This is a genomic window from Rhodococcus sp. 14C212 (assembly GCF_011058195.1).
GTDB classification, from domain to species: domain Bacteria; phylum Actinomycetota; class Actinomycetes; order Mycobacteriales; family Mycobacteriaceae; genus Rhodococcus; species Rhodococcus aetherivorans.
Genome location: NZ_JAALEH010000006.1, coordinates 104,570 through 118,176 on the forward strand (window position 1 = coordinate 104,570; position 13,607 = coordinate 118,176).

The window sequence follows — 13,607 nt, forward strand, 5'->3', positions numbered from 1 at the left end:
CCCGGGTGGGGCGGCGCCGGGAGATCGGGAATCACCTGGCGCCGCGGTGCTTTCAGTAGGATCCGGGCACTCTGCGGATCCGGCCGCCGTTCACGGATCGACGCGCGGAACCCGTGGATTCCGGACAGCGGGGTGAGTGGGATGCTGCAGGAGCCGGCGACATGGGTGCACCCCGCCGAAATTGGGGGTGAGGGCGGGGTGCTCGCCCACGGTATTCGGCCGCCGAGGTGCCCGCGGCGTCCGGTCCTGCTGACCGGGACCGGTCCGTCCGACCCCGCCGGTGCCGGGCCGGCCCGGGCGTGCCGAACGACGGTACGCGGAGATCTCGCGTGCAGCAGGGCCCGTGCCTGTTGTTCCACCCAGCGGGACGTCTTCTCCCGTGCGCCGCGGTTGCGGAAATAGTGTCACGTGCTCCCCGGAACGGAATCGGCGAAAGGCTTCGAGCATGGTGGATTGGGCAGAGGAATGCGACGTCCTCGTCGTGGGATCCGGCGCGGGCGGCTGCTGCGGCGCCTACACCGCCGCCCGGGAGGGACTGTCGGTCGTCCTGGTCGAGGCGTCCGAGTACTTCGGCGGCACCACCGCCTATTCCGGCGGCGGCGGGGTCTGGTTCCCCACCAACGCGGTGCTGCGACGTGCCGGTGACGACGACACCCTCGACGACGCCCTGACCTACTACCACGCCGTCGTCGGCGATCGCACCCCCCGCGAACTGCAGGACGCCTACGTGCGCGGCGGCGCACCCCTGATCGACTACCTCGAGGCCGACGAGGACATCGAGTTCACGGCCTACCCCTGGCCGGACTACTTCGGCAAGGCTCCCAAGGCCAGCGCGAAGGGCCGGCACATCGCCCCGACCCCGCGGCCCGTCGCCGACGATCCGGAACTCAACGAGTCCGTCCGCGGACCGCTGGGCCGCGAACGCAACGGGGATCCGTTGCCGGACAAACTGATCGGCGGACGCGCCCTCATCGGCCGGTTCCTGATCGCCATGCGCAAGTACCCGAACGTGCAGCTGCACCGGAACACCCCGCTCGAGGAACTCGTCGTCGAGGACGGTGCCGTGGTGGGTGCCGTCGTCTCCCACGGCGGCGAGCGCCGCGCCGTCCGCGCTCGCAAGGGCGTCGTGCTGGCCGCCGGCGGATTCGACCACAACGACGAGATGCGCGCGCAGTACGGCGTCCCCGGCGCGGCCCGCGATTCGATGGGGCCCTGGTCCAACCTCGGCAAGGCCCACCGGGCGGCCATCGCGATCGGCGCCGACGTCGACCTGATGAGCGAGGCGTGGTGGTCGCCGGGGCTGACCCACCCCGACGGACGGTCCGCCTTCGCGCTGTGCTTCACCGGCGGCATCTTCGTCGACCAGGACGGCCACCGCTTCACCAACGAGTACGCGCCCTACGACCGTCTCGGCCGCGACATCATCGCCCGGATGGACAAGGACGAGCTGACGCTGCCGTTCTGGATGATCTACGACGACCGGGGCGGGGTGGTGCCGCCGATCGCGGCGACGAACGTCCCGCTCGTGGCGACCGAGATGTACGAGGCGGCGGGACTGTGGAAGACCGCCGACACGCTCGCCGAGCTCGCCGGCCAGATCGGGGTGCCGGCCGAGGCGCTCGAGGCGACCGTCGCGCGGTTCAACCGCCTCGCCGCCGGCGGCGTCGACGAGGACTTCGGCCGCGGGGACGAACCGTACGACGTGGCGTTCACCGGCGGCGGTTCGGCGCTGGTCCCGATCGAGAAGGGGCCGTTCCACGCCGCGCAGTTCGGGATCTCGGACCTCGGTACCAAGGGCGGCCTGCGCACCGACACCGTCGGGCGCGTGCTCGACACGGCCGGGACGCCCATCGCCGGGTTGTACGCGGCGGGCAACACGATGGCCGCGCCGAGCGGCACGGTCTACCCCGGCGGCGGGAACCCGATCGGCACGAGCGCGCTGTTCGCCCATCTGGCGGTCCGGCACATGGCCGGAGCGTAAGGACGCCGCCGGCCGGCCGGTCCCGCTCAGTGGGTCCTGCGTCACACTCGTGTCGCTCCGTCAGTACGGTTCACATCCGACGAACCGTAGGAGTTTTCATGAGTACATCGTTGGCACCCGAACGATCACCCTCGACCCGTGCCGAACGCCGCTACGAGCGGACCCGGCCCGTGTGGGCGGTAGTGGCGATCCTCATCGCCGTCGAGATCATCAGCGCATTCGAGACGTCGATGATGTACGCGGCGCTGCCGACGTTCGCCCGCGTCTTCGAGGCGGACGCCTCCGCGGTCGGATGGACCGTGACGGCGTTCCTGCTGGTGGCGGCGGCCTCGGCGGCGGTGTGCGGCCGGCTCGGCGACATGTACGGCCGCGAACGGGTGCTGATGTTCGTGCTGGCCTGCGCCGCCACCGGCTCCGTCGTCAGCATGGCGTTCGGGACCCTCGAGGCCATCATCGCCGGCCGGGCGATCCAGGGGGTGGCGGGCGCAATCCTGCCGCTGTGCATCGGACTCGCCCGTGAGCACCTGCCCGCGGAACGCGTCCCGATGGCCGTCGCACTGATCTCCGGGTCCGCCGTCGCGGCCGGGGCCGCATCCTTGCTCGTCGCCGGCATTCTCATCGACGTCGGGGACTGGCGGTACATCTTCGTCGTCGCCGCGGCGTACGCCGTCGTCTGCATCTTCCTGGTCGAGGCCGTGCTGCCGTGGCGACGCCGCAACCACCATCGGCAGCCGATCGACGTCGTGGGCGCGGTGGGCCTGGCGACGGCCGTGGCCGCCGTCCTGTTCGGGTTGACCCAGAGCCGCGCCTGGGGCTGGAGCGACGGCCGCGTCCTCGCGCCGATCGTCGTCGGTGCGGCGATCTTCGCCTGGTGGGTGTGGTGGGAGCTCGGCCGGCCGTCCCCGATCGTGAACCTGCGCCTGCTCGCCGAACGCAACGTCGCGCTGACGATGCTTGCCGGGGTCGCGCTCGGCGTCGGACCGATCGGGGTCGGGACGATGATCATCCCGATCATCATGCAGAGCCCTGCCACCGCGCCGTTCGGCCTGGGACTCTCGCCTACCTACGCCGGAACGCTGTCGTTCGTCGGCGCGATGATCGGCATGGCCTTCACCCCGGTCGCGGGCAGGATCGCCACCGCGGTGGGGGCACGGTCGTCGTTGCTGCTCGGCAGCGTGGTGTTCCTCGTGGCGTGCGCCGGATTCTTCTTCTTCCGGGCCTCGGTGATCGGGATGACGCTGCTGGTCGTGGCCGTCTCGGTGGCGACGGCGTTCGCGTACACGGCGCTGCCGAACCTGCTCGTCGAGTCCGTCCCGGAGCACAACACGAGCGAGATGGCCGGCAGCCAGACGGTGCTGCGCACCGCGGCGTCGGCGGTGGGTACCTCGGTGGCTTCCCTCCTGCTCGCGTCCCTGGTGCTGCCCGGGACGGCGACACCGACGGTGGCCGCGCTCGGAGCCGTCTGCGCGATGCTGGTCCTCTCCTGCGCCGTGACGATCGGGCTGGGCGCGGCGATCAGATATCGGCGGGCGTGACGTCCGGCCCGTCCAGCAGCCTCAGATCCTCTGGGGCGTCGATGTCCCCGGGATCGGCAAGGAGCGTGCAGTCCAGCCGTCGTACCCGGTCGCGGTTGCGGGCAAGGAACCGCCGGGCACCCTCGTCGCCGACGGCCTCGCGGGCCGCCGCCTCGGCATCGCGGCGGTCGAACACCACGGGATGCCCGGGGCGGTCCCCGAACACCGGCAGGGTGATCGTGCCGGGGCGGTGCGCGGCCAGCACGGTACGGACGAGTTCGGCGGTGATGCCGGGGAAGTCGACGACCGTCAGCGCGATCACGTCGTGGCCGGTCGTGGCGTCCACCCCGCACCGCAGCGACGTCGACATCCCCTCGGACCAGCGCGGATTGACGACCGCGCGGGTGCCGGGCGGACACGCGGCGACCACGTCGCCGGCGTAGGCGCCGGCGACGACCGTGACCTCGTCGCAGCCGCCGTCGGTGAGCGCGGCCACCACGGTGTGCAACAGGGGGCGGCCGCGGTGGGGGAGCAGCGCTTTCGCGCGCCCGCCCAGCCGCGTGCCGCCCCCTGCCGCGAGGACGATCCCGGCGACGGTCATGGCCGGACTCTAGCCGCGTGCTTCCTCGGCCGCGGGACGAACCGTCTTCATGGCCCGCTCGACCTCCCAGAAGGCGCGCAGCGACATGATCCGGCCCGCGTCGTCGACGCGGTAGACGAACACCCCTTCGGCGTCGATCACGTTGCCGCCGAGGGTGGTGCGGATGGTGCCGATGTTGACGCACTCGTCGCCGCATACCAGCACGTCGTCGACGAGGAACTCGAGCTTGTCGGTGTTCGCGATGGTCATGTCGTAGAAGCGCGAGATCGCCTCGCGGCCGTGGTGACCCTTGCCCTCCGGGTCGAATCCGGACGGACCGACCGGGTCCTCGACCACGCCGTTCTCGGCGAACAGGGCGAGCCACTCGTCCTTGCGTCTGCCGCTCGCCGCCGCCTGCGACGCCCGCGCGGCGACCCGGGCCGGGTGCTCTTCGCTCATGCCGATGCCTTTCCGTGGATGTACCTGTCGGCGAAACGGTGCAGGGACTCCTGCTTCGCCTCGAGGGGACTGTCGAAGCCGTGCCCGTCGAAGATCCACGGCACCACGATGATGTCGGTGACCCCGGCGTCCTCGAGTTCGGCGTACCCCGCGCCGCCGAACCGGTCGACGCACACGGCCTGGATCTCGAACGGCTCGTCGGCGCGGCCGTATTCGGCGCGCAGTTCCCGCAGCCGGGCGATCACGTCGACGAGGTCGTCGAAGCGGATCATCGCCGAGGTCCAGCCGTCGCCTACGCGCGCCGCCCGGCGCAGCGCCACGTCGGTGTGGCCGCCGATGTAGAACGGCACGGGTTCGCTGGGGGCGGGGCTCATCTGCAGCCGGTCGAAGTCGAAGAACTCGCCGTGGTGCTCGACCATGCCGCCGCCGAGGATCAGCTTGATGACGTCGATCATCTCGTCGACCCGCTTGCCGCGCCGCGCGTACGGCACCCCGCACCACTCGAACTCCTCGGGGGCCCAGCCGATTCCCACTCCGAAGCCGAAGCGGTTCCCGGTCAGGTTGGCCACCGAGCCGACCTGCCGGGCCAGCAGCACCGGGTTGCGTGAGCCGAGCTTGAGGACCTGGGTGTAGAACCGGAGTGTCGACGTGACCGCCCCCATCGCGGCCGCGGCGATCAGTGGGTCCGCCCAGGGCGTGTCCTCGGTCCACATCCGCGACCCGTCGGGGGTGTACGGGTAGTCGACGGTCTGCTTCTCCATGTAGAACAGGGAGTCGGGCAGCGCGATCGACCGGAACCCGCACTCCTCGGCGGTGCGGGCGAGGCCGGTGAGCTGGTCGAGCGGCGTCATCGCGACGCCGACGGTGAAGTCCACCACGGTCCGCGCCTATCGTTCCGGTCGGTCCGCGCCGACGACCCACATCGAGAAGTACTGTGAGCCACCGCCGTACGCGTGCCCGAGGGCCTTGCGCGCGCCGTCGACCTGATGCTCCCCGGCACGCTGCATCACCTGCATCGCCGCCTCGGCGAACCGGATCATGCCGGAGGCGCCGATCGGGTTGGAGGACAGCACACCGCCGGACATGTTGACCGGCAGCTGACCGCCGATGGCCGTCTCCCCGGCCTCGGTGAGCTTCCAGCCGGAGCCCTCCGGCGTGAAGCCGAGGTTCTCGAGCCACATCGGCTCGAACCACGAGAACGGGACGTAGATCTCGGCGCAGTCGATCTCGGTGAGCGGGTCGGTGATGCCCGCGGCCTGCCACAGTGCCGCCGCGGCCATCCGGCCGGCCTCGGGGTTGACCTGGTCGCGTCCCGCGTAGGTGGTCGGCTCGGTACGCATCGCGGTGGCGTGGATCCACGCCACCCTCCGGCCCTGCGCCTCGACCGCCGCGGCCGAGTCCTCGTCGCCGATCACCACGGCGCACGCGCCGTCCGACGACGGGCACGTCTCGTCGTAGCGGATCGGATCCCACAGCATCTGCGACGCCTGCACCGATTCGAGCGTGATGTTCGGCTGCTTGAGGTGCGCGTACGGGTTCTTCGCGCCGTTGAGCCGGTCCTTGACGGCCACCATCGCGCCGATGTGCTCGGGGGCGCCCGATCGGCGGATGTAGGAGCGCACGTGCGGGGCGAAGTAGCCACCGGCGCCTGCCCCGACCGGCATGGTGAACGGCACCGGGGTGGACAGCGCCCACATGGCGTTCGACTCGGACTGCTTCTCCCACGCCACGGCCAGCACCCGCCGGTGCACGCCGGCCTGGACGAGGCTGGCGGCGACATTGGCGGTGGACCCGCCGACCGAGCCGGCGGTGTGGACCCGCAGCATCGGCTTGCCGGTCGCGCCGATCGCGTCGACCATGGTCAGTTCGGGTATCATCACGCCCTCGAACAGGTCGGGGGCCTTGCCGATGACGACGGCGTCGATGTCGTCCCAGCCGACGTCCGAGTCGGCCAGGGCGCGATCGATCGCCTCGCGGACGAGGCCGGACATGGACACGTCGTGCCGCTTGGCGACGTAGTAGGTCTGCCCCGTGCCGAGGACAGCCGCGAGTTGCTTGGCCATGTCAGTTACGTCCCTCCAGAACGGCTACCAGATTCTGTTGCAGCACAGGTCCGCTCGTCGCGTGTGCGAGGGCGCGCCCGGCCCGCCCGGCCATGATCGCCCGCGCGGCGCAGCCGATGCGCTCGAGGCCGCCCGAGAACATCGGGTTACCCGTGAGCGGGCCGCCGGTCGGGTTGACCGCCGTCGCGTCGGAGAGGCCGAGAGCCTCGCGCAGGATCAGCTCCTGATGCGTGAACGGGGCGTGCAGTTCGGCGACGTCGAACGCGGTGTCCCCGCCGGTCACCGCCGCGGCGGCAGCCGCGGCGGACGGCGCCTGCGTCAGGTCCCGCGAGCCGAAGTTCGGGGTGTCGATGCGGTGCTCGATGCCCGTGATCCAGGCGGGGTTCTCGCACAGCTCGCGGGCCCGGTCGCCGGCGGCGAGCACGATCGCGGCGGCGCCGTCGGTCACCGGGGCGCAGTCGTGCCTCCTCAACGGGTCGGCGACGTAGGGCCGGTCGAGCAGCGCCTCGACCGTGACGTCGCCGCTGATCTGCGCGTTCGGGTTGTCCTTGGCGGCGGCCCGCGCGCGTACCGCGACCTGCGCCATGTCCTCTTCCGTCCACTTGCCGGCGTCGAGCCCGAACCGGGCCTGCAGCCCGGCGAGCGAGACGGAATCGAGGCCGAGCGGGGCGACCAGGTACGGGTCGAGCTGCAGGCCGAGGACCTGGCGCAGCGTGCCGGCCGAGGACTTGCCGAAGCCGTACACGAGCGCGGTGTCGACCTCGCCGGTGATCAGCTTGACCCACGCCTCGTAGAGCGCCCAGGCGGCGTCCATCTCGACATGGGATTCGTTGATCGGCGGCACCGCGCCGATCGCGTCCACGGCCGAGATGAACGAGAACGCCCGGCCGGCCAGGTAGTCCGACGATCCCGAACACCAGAAACCGATGTCGGACTTGGTGATACCCAGCTCGTCGTAGAGCTCCCGGAAGCACGGGACGAGCATCTCGACGCCGTTGGTGGTGCCGGTGGTCTCGCGCACGTGGGGTGCCTGCGCGAAGCCGACGACTGCGATGTCTGTCATGGTGGGCGCGGCTCCCTTACAGATGGTGTTTGAAGGTCTCGTAGTCGGCGTCCGGTTCGCCGGTCGGCCGGAAGTACTCGATGTTGCGCAGCGTGTAGTCCCACTCCTCGCGCGGGCGCCACTTCGCCTCCACCCGCATGCCCATGCGTACCTCGGACGCGTCGCACTCGAGGATCAGGTGCAGGAACGGGATGTCGGCACCGTCGAGCAGCACGTAGGCCGCGACGTAGGGTGGCTTGATCTGTTGCCCGAGGAACGGCACGTTGACGATGCAGAAGGTGGTGACGATGCCCTTGTCGGACACCTCGACCTGCTCGCGGGTGGGGATGCCGTCGGTGGGGTTCGCGCCGCGCGGCGGGATGTAGACCTTGCCGCCCGGTCCGGTGCGCCCGCCGATCAGCTTGCCCTCGGCCAGTGCGCGCAGGTAGTAGGACTCCTCGTAGGACGCGCTGTGCGTGTAGTGCAGATCCAGCGGCGTGATCATCATCGTCACCGGCTCGCCGGCGGCGTCCGTCCGGATCGTGACGGTCTCGGCCTCGCCCGGTTCGAAGGCTGCGATGTCACGAATGTGACCGATGCGGTCGTCGGCCCACCGCACGCGTACCCGCATTCCGGTGCTCATGTCCTCGGGGTGGGGGACGTCGACCGCGTGCAGCAGCGTCGTGTCGGCCCCGTCCAGCTGGATCAGCGCCCACGCGAACGGCCGGTCGAACGGCTGGCCCGGCAGTGGTTCGGGGTTCCACGTCCAGCTCCGCACCGTGCCGGACTGGCCGACCTCGACGAAGTCGGTGAGGGGTTCGTGGGTGACCGCGTCGAACTCCGGGGGCGGTACGAGGACACGCCCGTCCGAGCCGCGGGCGCCGAGGATGCGTCCGTCGCGCAGGCCCGTGACGAACGCGCCGACGGTCGGCCCCGTGGATCGGGTGTAGTCGAATTTCAGGTTCAGCGGTGCGCTCAGCGGCTTCTCTACGATCGCGCTCTTTCCCAGGCTCACAACTTCGAGTAGAACAGGTTCTAGAGACGGTGGCAAGGGTACTGTCCGAGCAGCGGTGTCCCCGGTCCGCCCCGAAAGGAATGGTGTGCAATGAAACTGGGTCTGCAACTCGGCTACTGGGGGGCGCAGCCCCCCACGAACGCCGGCGAGCTCGTCGCCGCCGCCGAGGCGGAGGGTTTCGACGCGGTCTTCGCTGCCGAGTCGTGGGGCTCGGACGCGTTCACACCGCTCGCGTGGTGGGGGTCGGGCACGCAGCGGGTGCGGCTCGGCACGTCCGTCGTGCAGATCTCCGGCCGCACCCCCACCAGTTGCGCCATGCACGCGATCACCCTCGACCACCTCAGCGGCGGCCGGCACATCCTGGGGCTCGGCGTGTCCGGGCCACAGGTCGTCGAGGGGTGGTACGGCGAACCGTTCGCCAAGCCGCTCGCCCGCACCCGCGAGTACGTCTCGATCGTGCGCAAGGTGCTGGCCCGCCGGGAGCCGGTGACCAACCCGGGCCCGCACTACCCGCTGCCCTACGACGGACCCGGCGCCACCGGGCTCGGCAAGCCGCTCAAACCGATCACGCACCCGCTGCGTGCCGACATCCCCATCTGGATCGGCGCCGAGGGGCCCAAGAACGTCGCGCTGACCGCCGAGATCGCCGACGGCTGGCTGGCCATCTACTACTCCCCGCGCCTGGCCCCGATGTACGACGAGTGGCTCGACGAGGGTTTTTCCCGGCCAGGCGCCCGGCGCACCCGCGACGACTTCGAGATCGCCGCGACCTGCCAGGTCGTCGTCACCGACGACCGGACGGGGACCCTCGCCGGCCTCAAGCCCGTCACCGCCCTGTACGTCGGAGGCATGGGCACCCCCGAACTCAACTTCCACGCCCAGGTGTACCGGCGGATGGGCTACGGCGACGTCGTCGACGAGGTGACCAGGTTGTTCCGCGCCGGTCGCAAGGACGAGGCCGCCGCCGCGATCCCCGACGAGATGGTCACCGAGACGATGATCGTCGGCGACCGCGACGAGGTGCGCGCCGGCGTGAAGCGCTGGTCCGACGCCGGCGTGACGATGCTGTTGGTGAGCTGCCGCGACGCCGAGCACGTGCGTTCCCTGGCGGACGTCGTCCTGCGGTAGGCGCCCGCTTCCCCCGAGGCGGTAGGCGCCCGCTTCCCCCGAGCGAATGTATCGCTCACCTCGTCAGGCCGACGGGATGCCACATTCGCTCGGTCGGGGAGTTGTCCACAGGCTGGACGTTGTTCCACAGATTCGACGAATGCGCGCCCGCCGGCCGCACGAATCCGACCGAGCGGCGCACTGTGGGTCCATGAGAAGAGGTGAGTGGGCGGGAGATCCGGAGGCGCTGGGCCGGCTGGGCGACAGTGGAGTGGTTCGCGACGCCGTGCTGCGTCGGGTCGGAGTGTCGGGGTCGGCAATCCACGAGCGGTGCCGTCCCGGCGGTCCCTGGCAACGGCTGCTGCCGGGCATCGTGATGCTCGGAAACGGACCGGCGTCGGCTCGGCAACGCACGATCGCGGCCATGAAGTACGTCGGCGACGACGCCGTACTCACCGGACGATCGGCCCTCAGGGAACATGGATTGGCCGGAGATCAACACGCCGTCCACGTGCTGCTCCCGGCGAATCGTCGCGTGCAGTCGGCCGGATTCGTCCTCGTCGAGCGGACAACACGAATTCCGGAACCGTTGTTACGCAATGGCATCCGGTGCGCTCCCCTCGAACGTGCCCTGCTCGACGCCGCTCGCCGGTGCACCACCCTCGATGCGACGCGGTCGTTGATCGCCTCTGCCGTCCAGCGTGGGGCGGTGTCGGTGGCAGCACTGCAGGAAGAACTGACGGAGGGGAGTGGGCGGGGTTCGGCTCTGCCGCGGCGGGTGCTCCGGGAGGTGGACGCCAACGTCCACTCGGTGGCGGAGGCGAAGGCGCGGGAGCTGTGGGAACGCAGCGGCCTGCCCGAGATGGTGTTCAACCGCGATGTTCTCGACTCCCGTGGCGGGTTCATCGCACGACCTGACGGCTGGATCGACGACGTCGCGATGGCCTGGGACATCGACTCCCTCGCGTGGCACCTGTCGCCCCAGGCGTACAAGGACACTGTCGAGCGCCGGACCCGCATGCAGAACGCGGGCATCATCGTGCTGCCGACGGTCCCGAGTGCGGTGGAGCGTTCGCCGAGGCGTGTCATCGACGACCTGCGCCGGCACTACGAGCTCGCGGCCTCTCGGCCGCGACCCGACGTGCGACTACGGACGGCGGCCCCGGGCTGAGCGAATGGACCATACCGTCGGACTACGGAGGTGAACGATACATTCGCTCGGCCCCGGGCCCGCGGCCCCGGGCCCGCGGCCCGTCAGGCGCCGGTGAACCTCGGGGTGCGCTTCTCGGCGAACGCGCGGGGGCCCTCCTTGGCGTCGGCGCTCTTGAAGACCTCGGCGCCGAGCTTCGCGTCGATCTTGAAGGCGTCCTCCTCGTGCATGCCCTCGGTGTCGCGGATGGTCTTCAGGATGGCCCGGACGGCGAGGGGGCCGTTGGCGGCGATGGTCTCGGCGAGCTCGAGGGCCTTGTCGAGGGCCTGGCCGTCGGGGACGACGTGGCCGATCAGGCCGATCTCCTTGGCCTCGGCGGCCTTGATGTGGCGGCCGGTGAGCAGGATGTCGGCGGCGATCGTGTAGGGGATCTGGCGGACGAGCCGTACCGCCGAGCCGCCGAGCGGGAACAGGCCCCACTTGGCTTCGGAGACACCGAACTTCGCGCTCTCCCCGGCGACGCGGATGTCGGTGCCCTGGAGGATCTCGGTGCCGCCGGCGATGGCCGGGCCCTCCACCGCGGCGATCAGCGGTTTGGTGAGGCGACGGCCCTTCAGCAGTGCGGGCATCCTGGACAGATCCCAGCCACCGCCTGTGCCCTTCCCGTCGCTTCGCTCGCCCTGCTCGAACTTGTCGCCCGGGGCCGACCGGTTCATCGCCTTGAGATCGGCGCCCGCACAGAACGCGCCGCCGGCGCCGGTCAGGACGGCCACCCGGATCTCCGGATCGTTGTCGACGCGGTCCCACGCCTCGGCCATGATCGCCATCATCTGGCCGGAGAGCGCGTTGCGCGCCTCGGGCCGGTTCATGGTCACGATCAGGACCGGTCCGCGTTGCTCGACGAGGCAGTGTGGAGCGTCTGCCGAAATGCCGGAAACTTCCGAAGCGGTGGTGGACACTGAGGGCTCCTGAGGTGTTGTGAACTGGATCTCATTCGGGTCTTGTCAGAAACGGTAACACGTTCTACTTTTGTGACGTGGCCCTTAACATCGCAGACCTCGTAGAGCACGCAATCGACCTCGTTCCCGACCGCGTCGCGCTCGCGTCGGACGGACGTGAGGTCACCTACGCGCAGGTGGAGGAGCGGGCCAACCGGCTCGCCCACTATCTGCAGGAACGGGGCGTCAAGCCCGGTGACAAGGTGGGTATCTACTCCCGCAACACCATCGAAGCCATCGAGGCGATGGTCGCGGTGTTCAAGATCCGTGCCGTGATGGTGAACGTCAACTACCGGTACGTCGAGAACGAGTTGCAGTACATCTTCGACAACTCGGACATGGTCGCGCTCGTCCACGGGCGCCGCTACTCCGACAAGGTCGCCGCCGTGCTGCCGCACAGCCCGCAGATCCACACCGTCGTCGTGGTCGACGACGGCACCGATCTCGACTACGCGAGCTACGGCGGCGTCGACTACGAGGCCGCGCTGGCACAGGGCTCACCCGAGCGCGACTTCGGCGAACGCAGCGCCGACGACCTCTACATCCTCTACACCGGCGGCACCACCGGCAGCCCCAAGGGCGTGATGTGGCGGCAGGAGGACGTGTGGCGCGTGCTCGGCGGCGGCATCAACTTCATGACGGGCGAATACGTCGCCGACGAATGGGAACTCTCGAAGACCGGTGCCGCGAGCCCGCCGCTGGTGCGCTTCCCGATCCCCCCGCTCATCCACGGTGGTGCCCAGTGGGCGGTGCTGCAGTCGCTGTTCAGCGGCGGCAAGGTGATCATGCATCCCGAGTTCGACGGCCACGAGGTGTGGCGCGTCGTCGAGGAACACAAGGTCAACGTCATCTTCATCACCGGCGACGCAATGGGCCGCCCGATGCTCGACGCGCTCGAGAGCGGCCGTCCGGAAACCGGTGAGAAGTACGACCTTTCGTCCCTGTTCGCGATGGCGTCGAGCGCCGCACTGTTCTCCCCGGCGCTGAAGGAACGCTTCCTGGATCTGATGCCCAACACGGTGATCACCGACTCGATCGGCTCGTCCGAGACCGGCTTCGGCGGACTCGGCATCGTCGCCAAGGGCCAGGCCCACTCGGGTGGCCCCACCGTCAAGATCGACGCCTCCACGGCCGTGATCGACGACGACGGAAATCCGGTCGAGGCCGGATCCGGGCAGGTGGGCGTGCTCGCCCGCAGGGGCCACATCCCCATCGGCTACTACAAGGACGAGGTCAAGACCAAGGCGACCTTTCGCGAGTACCACGGCGTCCGCTACTCCATCCCGGGCGACCACGCGCGGGTCGAGGCCGACGGCACCGTCACCATGCTCGGCCGCGGATCCGTCTGCATCAACACCGGTGGCGAGAAGGTGTTCCCCGAGGAGGTCGAGGGCGCCCTCAAGTCCCACCCGGACGTGTTCGACGTCCTCGTCGTCGGCGTGCCCGACGAGCGCTGGGGACAGCGGGTGTCCGCCGTGATCGCGCCCCGCGCCGGTACCCGCCCGACCCTGGCCGACCTCGTCGAGGTGGCCCGCACGCAGATCGCCAGCTACAAGATTCCGCGCAGTGTCTGGTACGTCGACGCCATCAAGCGTTCGCCGGCCGGCAAACCCGATTACCGCTGGGCCAAGGAACAGACCGAGCAGCGCCCGGCAGACGATCATCACACCAACGGCTCCGCCGCGGCGAGCTAGAAGG

12 protein-coding genes are annotated in these 13,607 nt (G+C 70.1%); 5 read left to right on the top strand and 7 right to left on the bottom strand.

Annotated features, from left to right (window positions below):
- The first annotated feature begins 379 nt into the window (after positions 1 to 379).
- Positions 380 to 1,981 (top strand): FAD-binding protein, encoded by a 1,602-nt coding sequence (locus G6038_RS05095; RefSeq protein WP_346772746.1) that lies wholly within the window; start codon positions 380 to 382, stop codon positions 1,979 to 1,981.
- Positions 1,982 to 2,079: 98 nt separating this feature from the next.
- Positions 2,080 to 3,516: an MFS transporter gene (locus G6038_RS05100; protein ID WP_240918301.1), complete on the top strand. Its 1,437-nt coding sequence runs from the start codon at positions 2,080 to 2,082 to the stop codon at positions 3,514 to 3,516.
- On the opposite strand, the gene G6038_RS05105 is transcribed toward G6038_RS05100, so the two are convergent.
- Genes G6038_RS05105 through G6038_RS05130 form a run of 6 tightly spaced genes read right to left on the bottom strand, consistent with a single transcriptional unit; the run spans position 3,497 to position 8,654 of the window.
- Positions 3,497 to 4,096 carry a nucleotidyltransferase family protein gene (locus G6038_RS05105; RefSeq protein ID WP_165036234.1) on the bottom strand — a complete coding sequence of 200 codons (600 nt, stop codon included), beginning with the start codon at positions 4,094 to 4,096 and terminating at the stop codon, positions 3,497 to 3,499. The genes G6038_RS05100 and G6038_RS05105 overlap by 20 nt on opposite strands.
- 9 nt (positions 4,097 to 4,105) lie before the next feature.
- Positions 4,106 to 4,534 carry a nuclear transport factor 2 family protein gene (locus G6038_RS05110; protein ID WP_165036236.1) on the bottom strand — a complete coding sequence of 143 codons (429 nt, stop codon included), beginning with the start codon at positions 4,532 to 4,534 and terminating at the stop codon, positions 4,106 to 4,108.
- Positions 4,531 to 5,409, bottom strand: a complete 879-nt coding sequence (locus G6038_RS05115) for a TIGR03619 family F420-dependent LLM class oxidoreductase (protein ID WP_165036304.1) — start codon at positions 5,407 to 5,409, stop codon at positions 4,531 to 4,533. Before G6038_RS05115 ends, G6038_RS05110 begins: the two co-directional genes overlap by 4 nt.
- 12 nt (positions 5,410 to 5,421) lie before the next feature.
- Entirely contained in the window at positions 5,422 to 6,597 is a 1,176-nt protein-coding gene (locus G6038_RS05120) for a thiolase domain-containing protein (RefSeq protein ID WP_165036238.1), read from the bottom strand.
- Position 6,598: 1 nt separating this feature from the next.
- On the bottom strand, positions 6,599 to 7,660 hold the full coding sequence (locus G6038_RS05125) for a thiolase domain-containing protein (protein WP_165036240.1): 1,062 nt from the start codon (positions 7,658 to 7,660) through the stop codon (positions 6,599 to 6,601).
- A gap of 16 nt (positions 7,661 to 7,676) precedes the next feature.
- Positions 7,677 to 8,654, bottom strand: coding sequence for an OB-fold nucleic acid binding domain-containing protein (locus G6038_RS05130; RefSeq protein WP_165036242.1), 978 nt, complete (start codon positions 8,652 to 8,654; stop codon positions 7,677 to 7,679).
- Positions 8,655 to 8,744: 90 nt separating this feature from the next.
- Between G6038_RS05130 and G6038_RS05135 the strand changes: the two genes are divergently transcribed.
- Complete coding sequence (locus G6038_RS05135; protein WP_165036244.1) at positions 8,745 to 9,782, top strand: LLM class F420-dependent oxidoreductase; 1,038 nt, start codon at positions 8,745 to 8,747, stop codon at positions 9,780 to 9,782.
- Positions 9,783 to 9,972: 190 nt separating this feature from the next.
- Positions 9,973 to 10,932 carry a hypothetical protein gene (locus G6038_RS05140; protein ID WP_165036246.1) on the top strand — a complete coding sequence of 320 codons (960 nt, stop codon included), beginning with the start codon at positions 9,973 to 9,975 and terminating at the stop codon, positions 10,930 to 10,932.
- An 83-nt stretch (positions 10,933 to 11,015) separates the two neighbouring features.
- Here the strand turns inward: G6038_RS05140 and G6038_RS05145 are convergent, their stop codons facing one another.
- Positions 11,016 to 11,870 (bottom strand): crotonase/enoyl-CoA hydratase family protein, encoded by an 855-nt coding sequence (locus tag G6038_RS05145; RefSeq protein ID WP_165036247.1) that lies wholly within the window; start codon positions 11,868 to 11,870, stop codon positions 11,016 to 11,018.
- Between the two features lie 77 nt (positions 11,871 to 11,947).
- On the opposite strand from G6038_RS05145, the gene G6038_RS05150 reads away from it, so the two are divergent.
- Complete coding sequence (locus tag G6038_RS05150; protein WP_165036249.1) at positions 11,948 to 13,603, top strand: acyl-CoA synthetase; 1,656 nt, start codon at positions 11,948 to 11,950, stop codon at positions 13,601 to 13,603.
- Positions 13,604 to 13,607: the final 4 nt, after the last annotated feature.

Excerpts from the sequence above, each read along its gene's own strand:
- G6038_RS05105 (WP_165036234.1), bottom strand. The coding sequence starts at position 4,096 with ATGACCGTCGCCGGGATCGTCCTCGCGGCAGGGGGCGGCACGCGGCTG.
- G6038_RS05100 (WP_240918301.1), top strand. The coding sequence starts at position 2,080 with ATGAGTACATCGTTGGCACCCGAACGATCACCCTCGACCCGTGCCGAA.
- G6038_RS05135 (WP_165036244.1), top strand. The coding sequence starts at position 8,745 with ATGAAACTGGGTCTGCAACTCGGCTACTGGGGGGCGCAGCCCCCCACG.
- G6038_RS05140 (WP_165036246.1), top strand. The coding sequence starts at position 9,973 with ATGAGAAGAGGTGAGTGGGCGGGAGATCCGGAGGCGCTGGGCCGGCTG.
- G6038_RS05120 (WP_165036238.1), bottom strand. The coding sequence starts at position 6,597 with ATGGCCAAGCAACTCGCGGCTGTCCTCGGCACGGGGCAGACCTACTAC.
- G6038_RS05125 (WP_165036240.1), bottom strand. The coding sequence starts at position 7,660 with ATGACAGACATCGCAGTCGTCGGCTTCGCGCAGGCACCCCACGTGCGC.
- G6038_RS05110 (WP_165036236.1), bottom strand. The coding sequence starts at position 4,534 with ATGAGCGAAGAGCACCCGGCCCGGGTCGCCGCGCGGGCGTCGCAGGCG.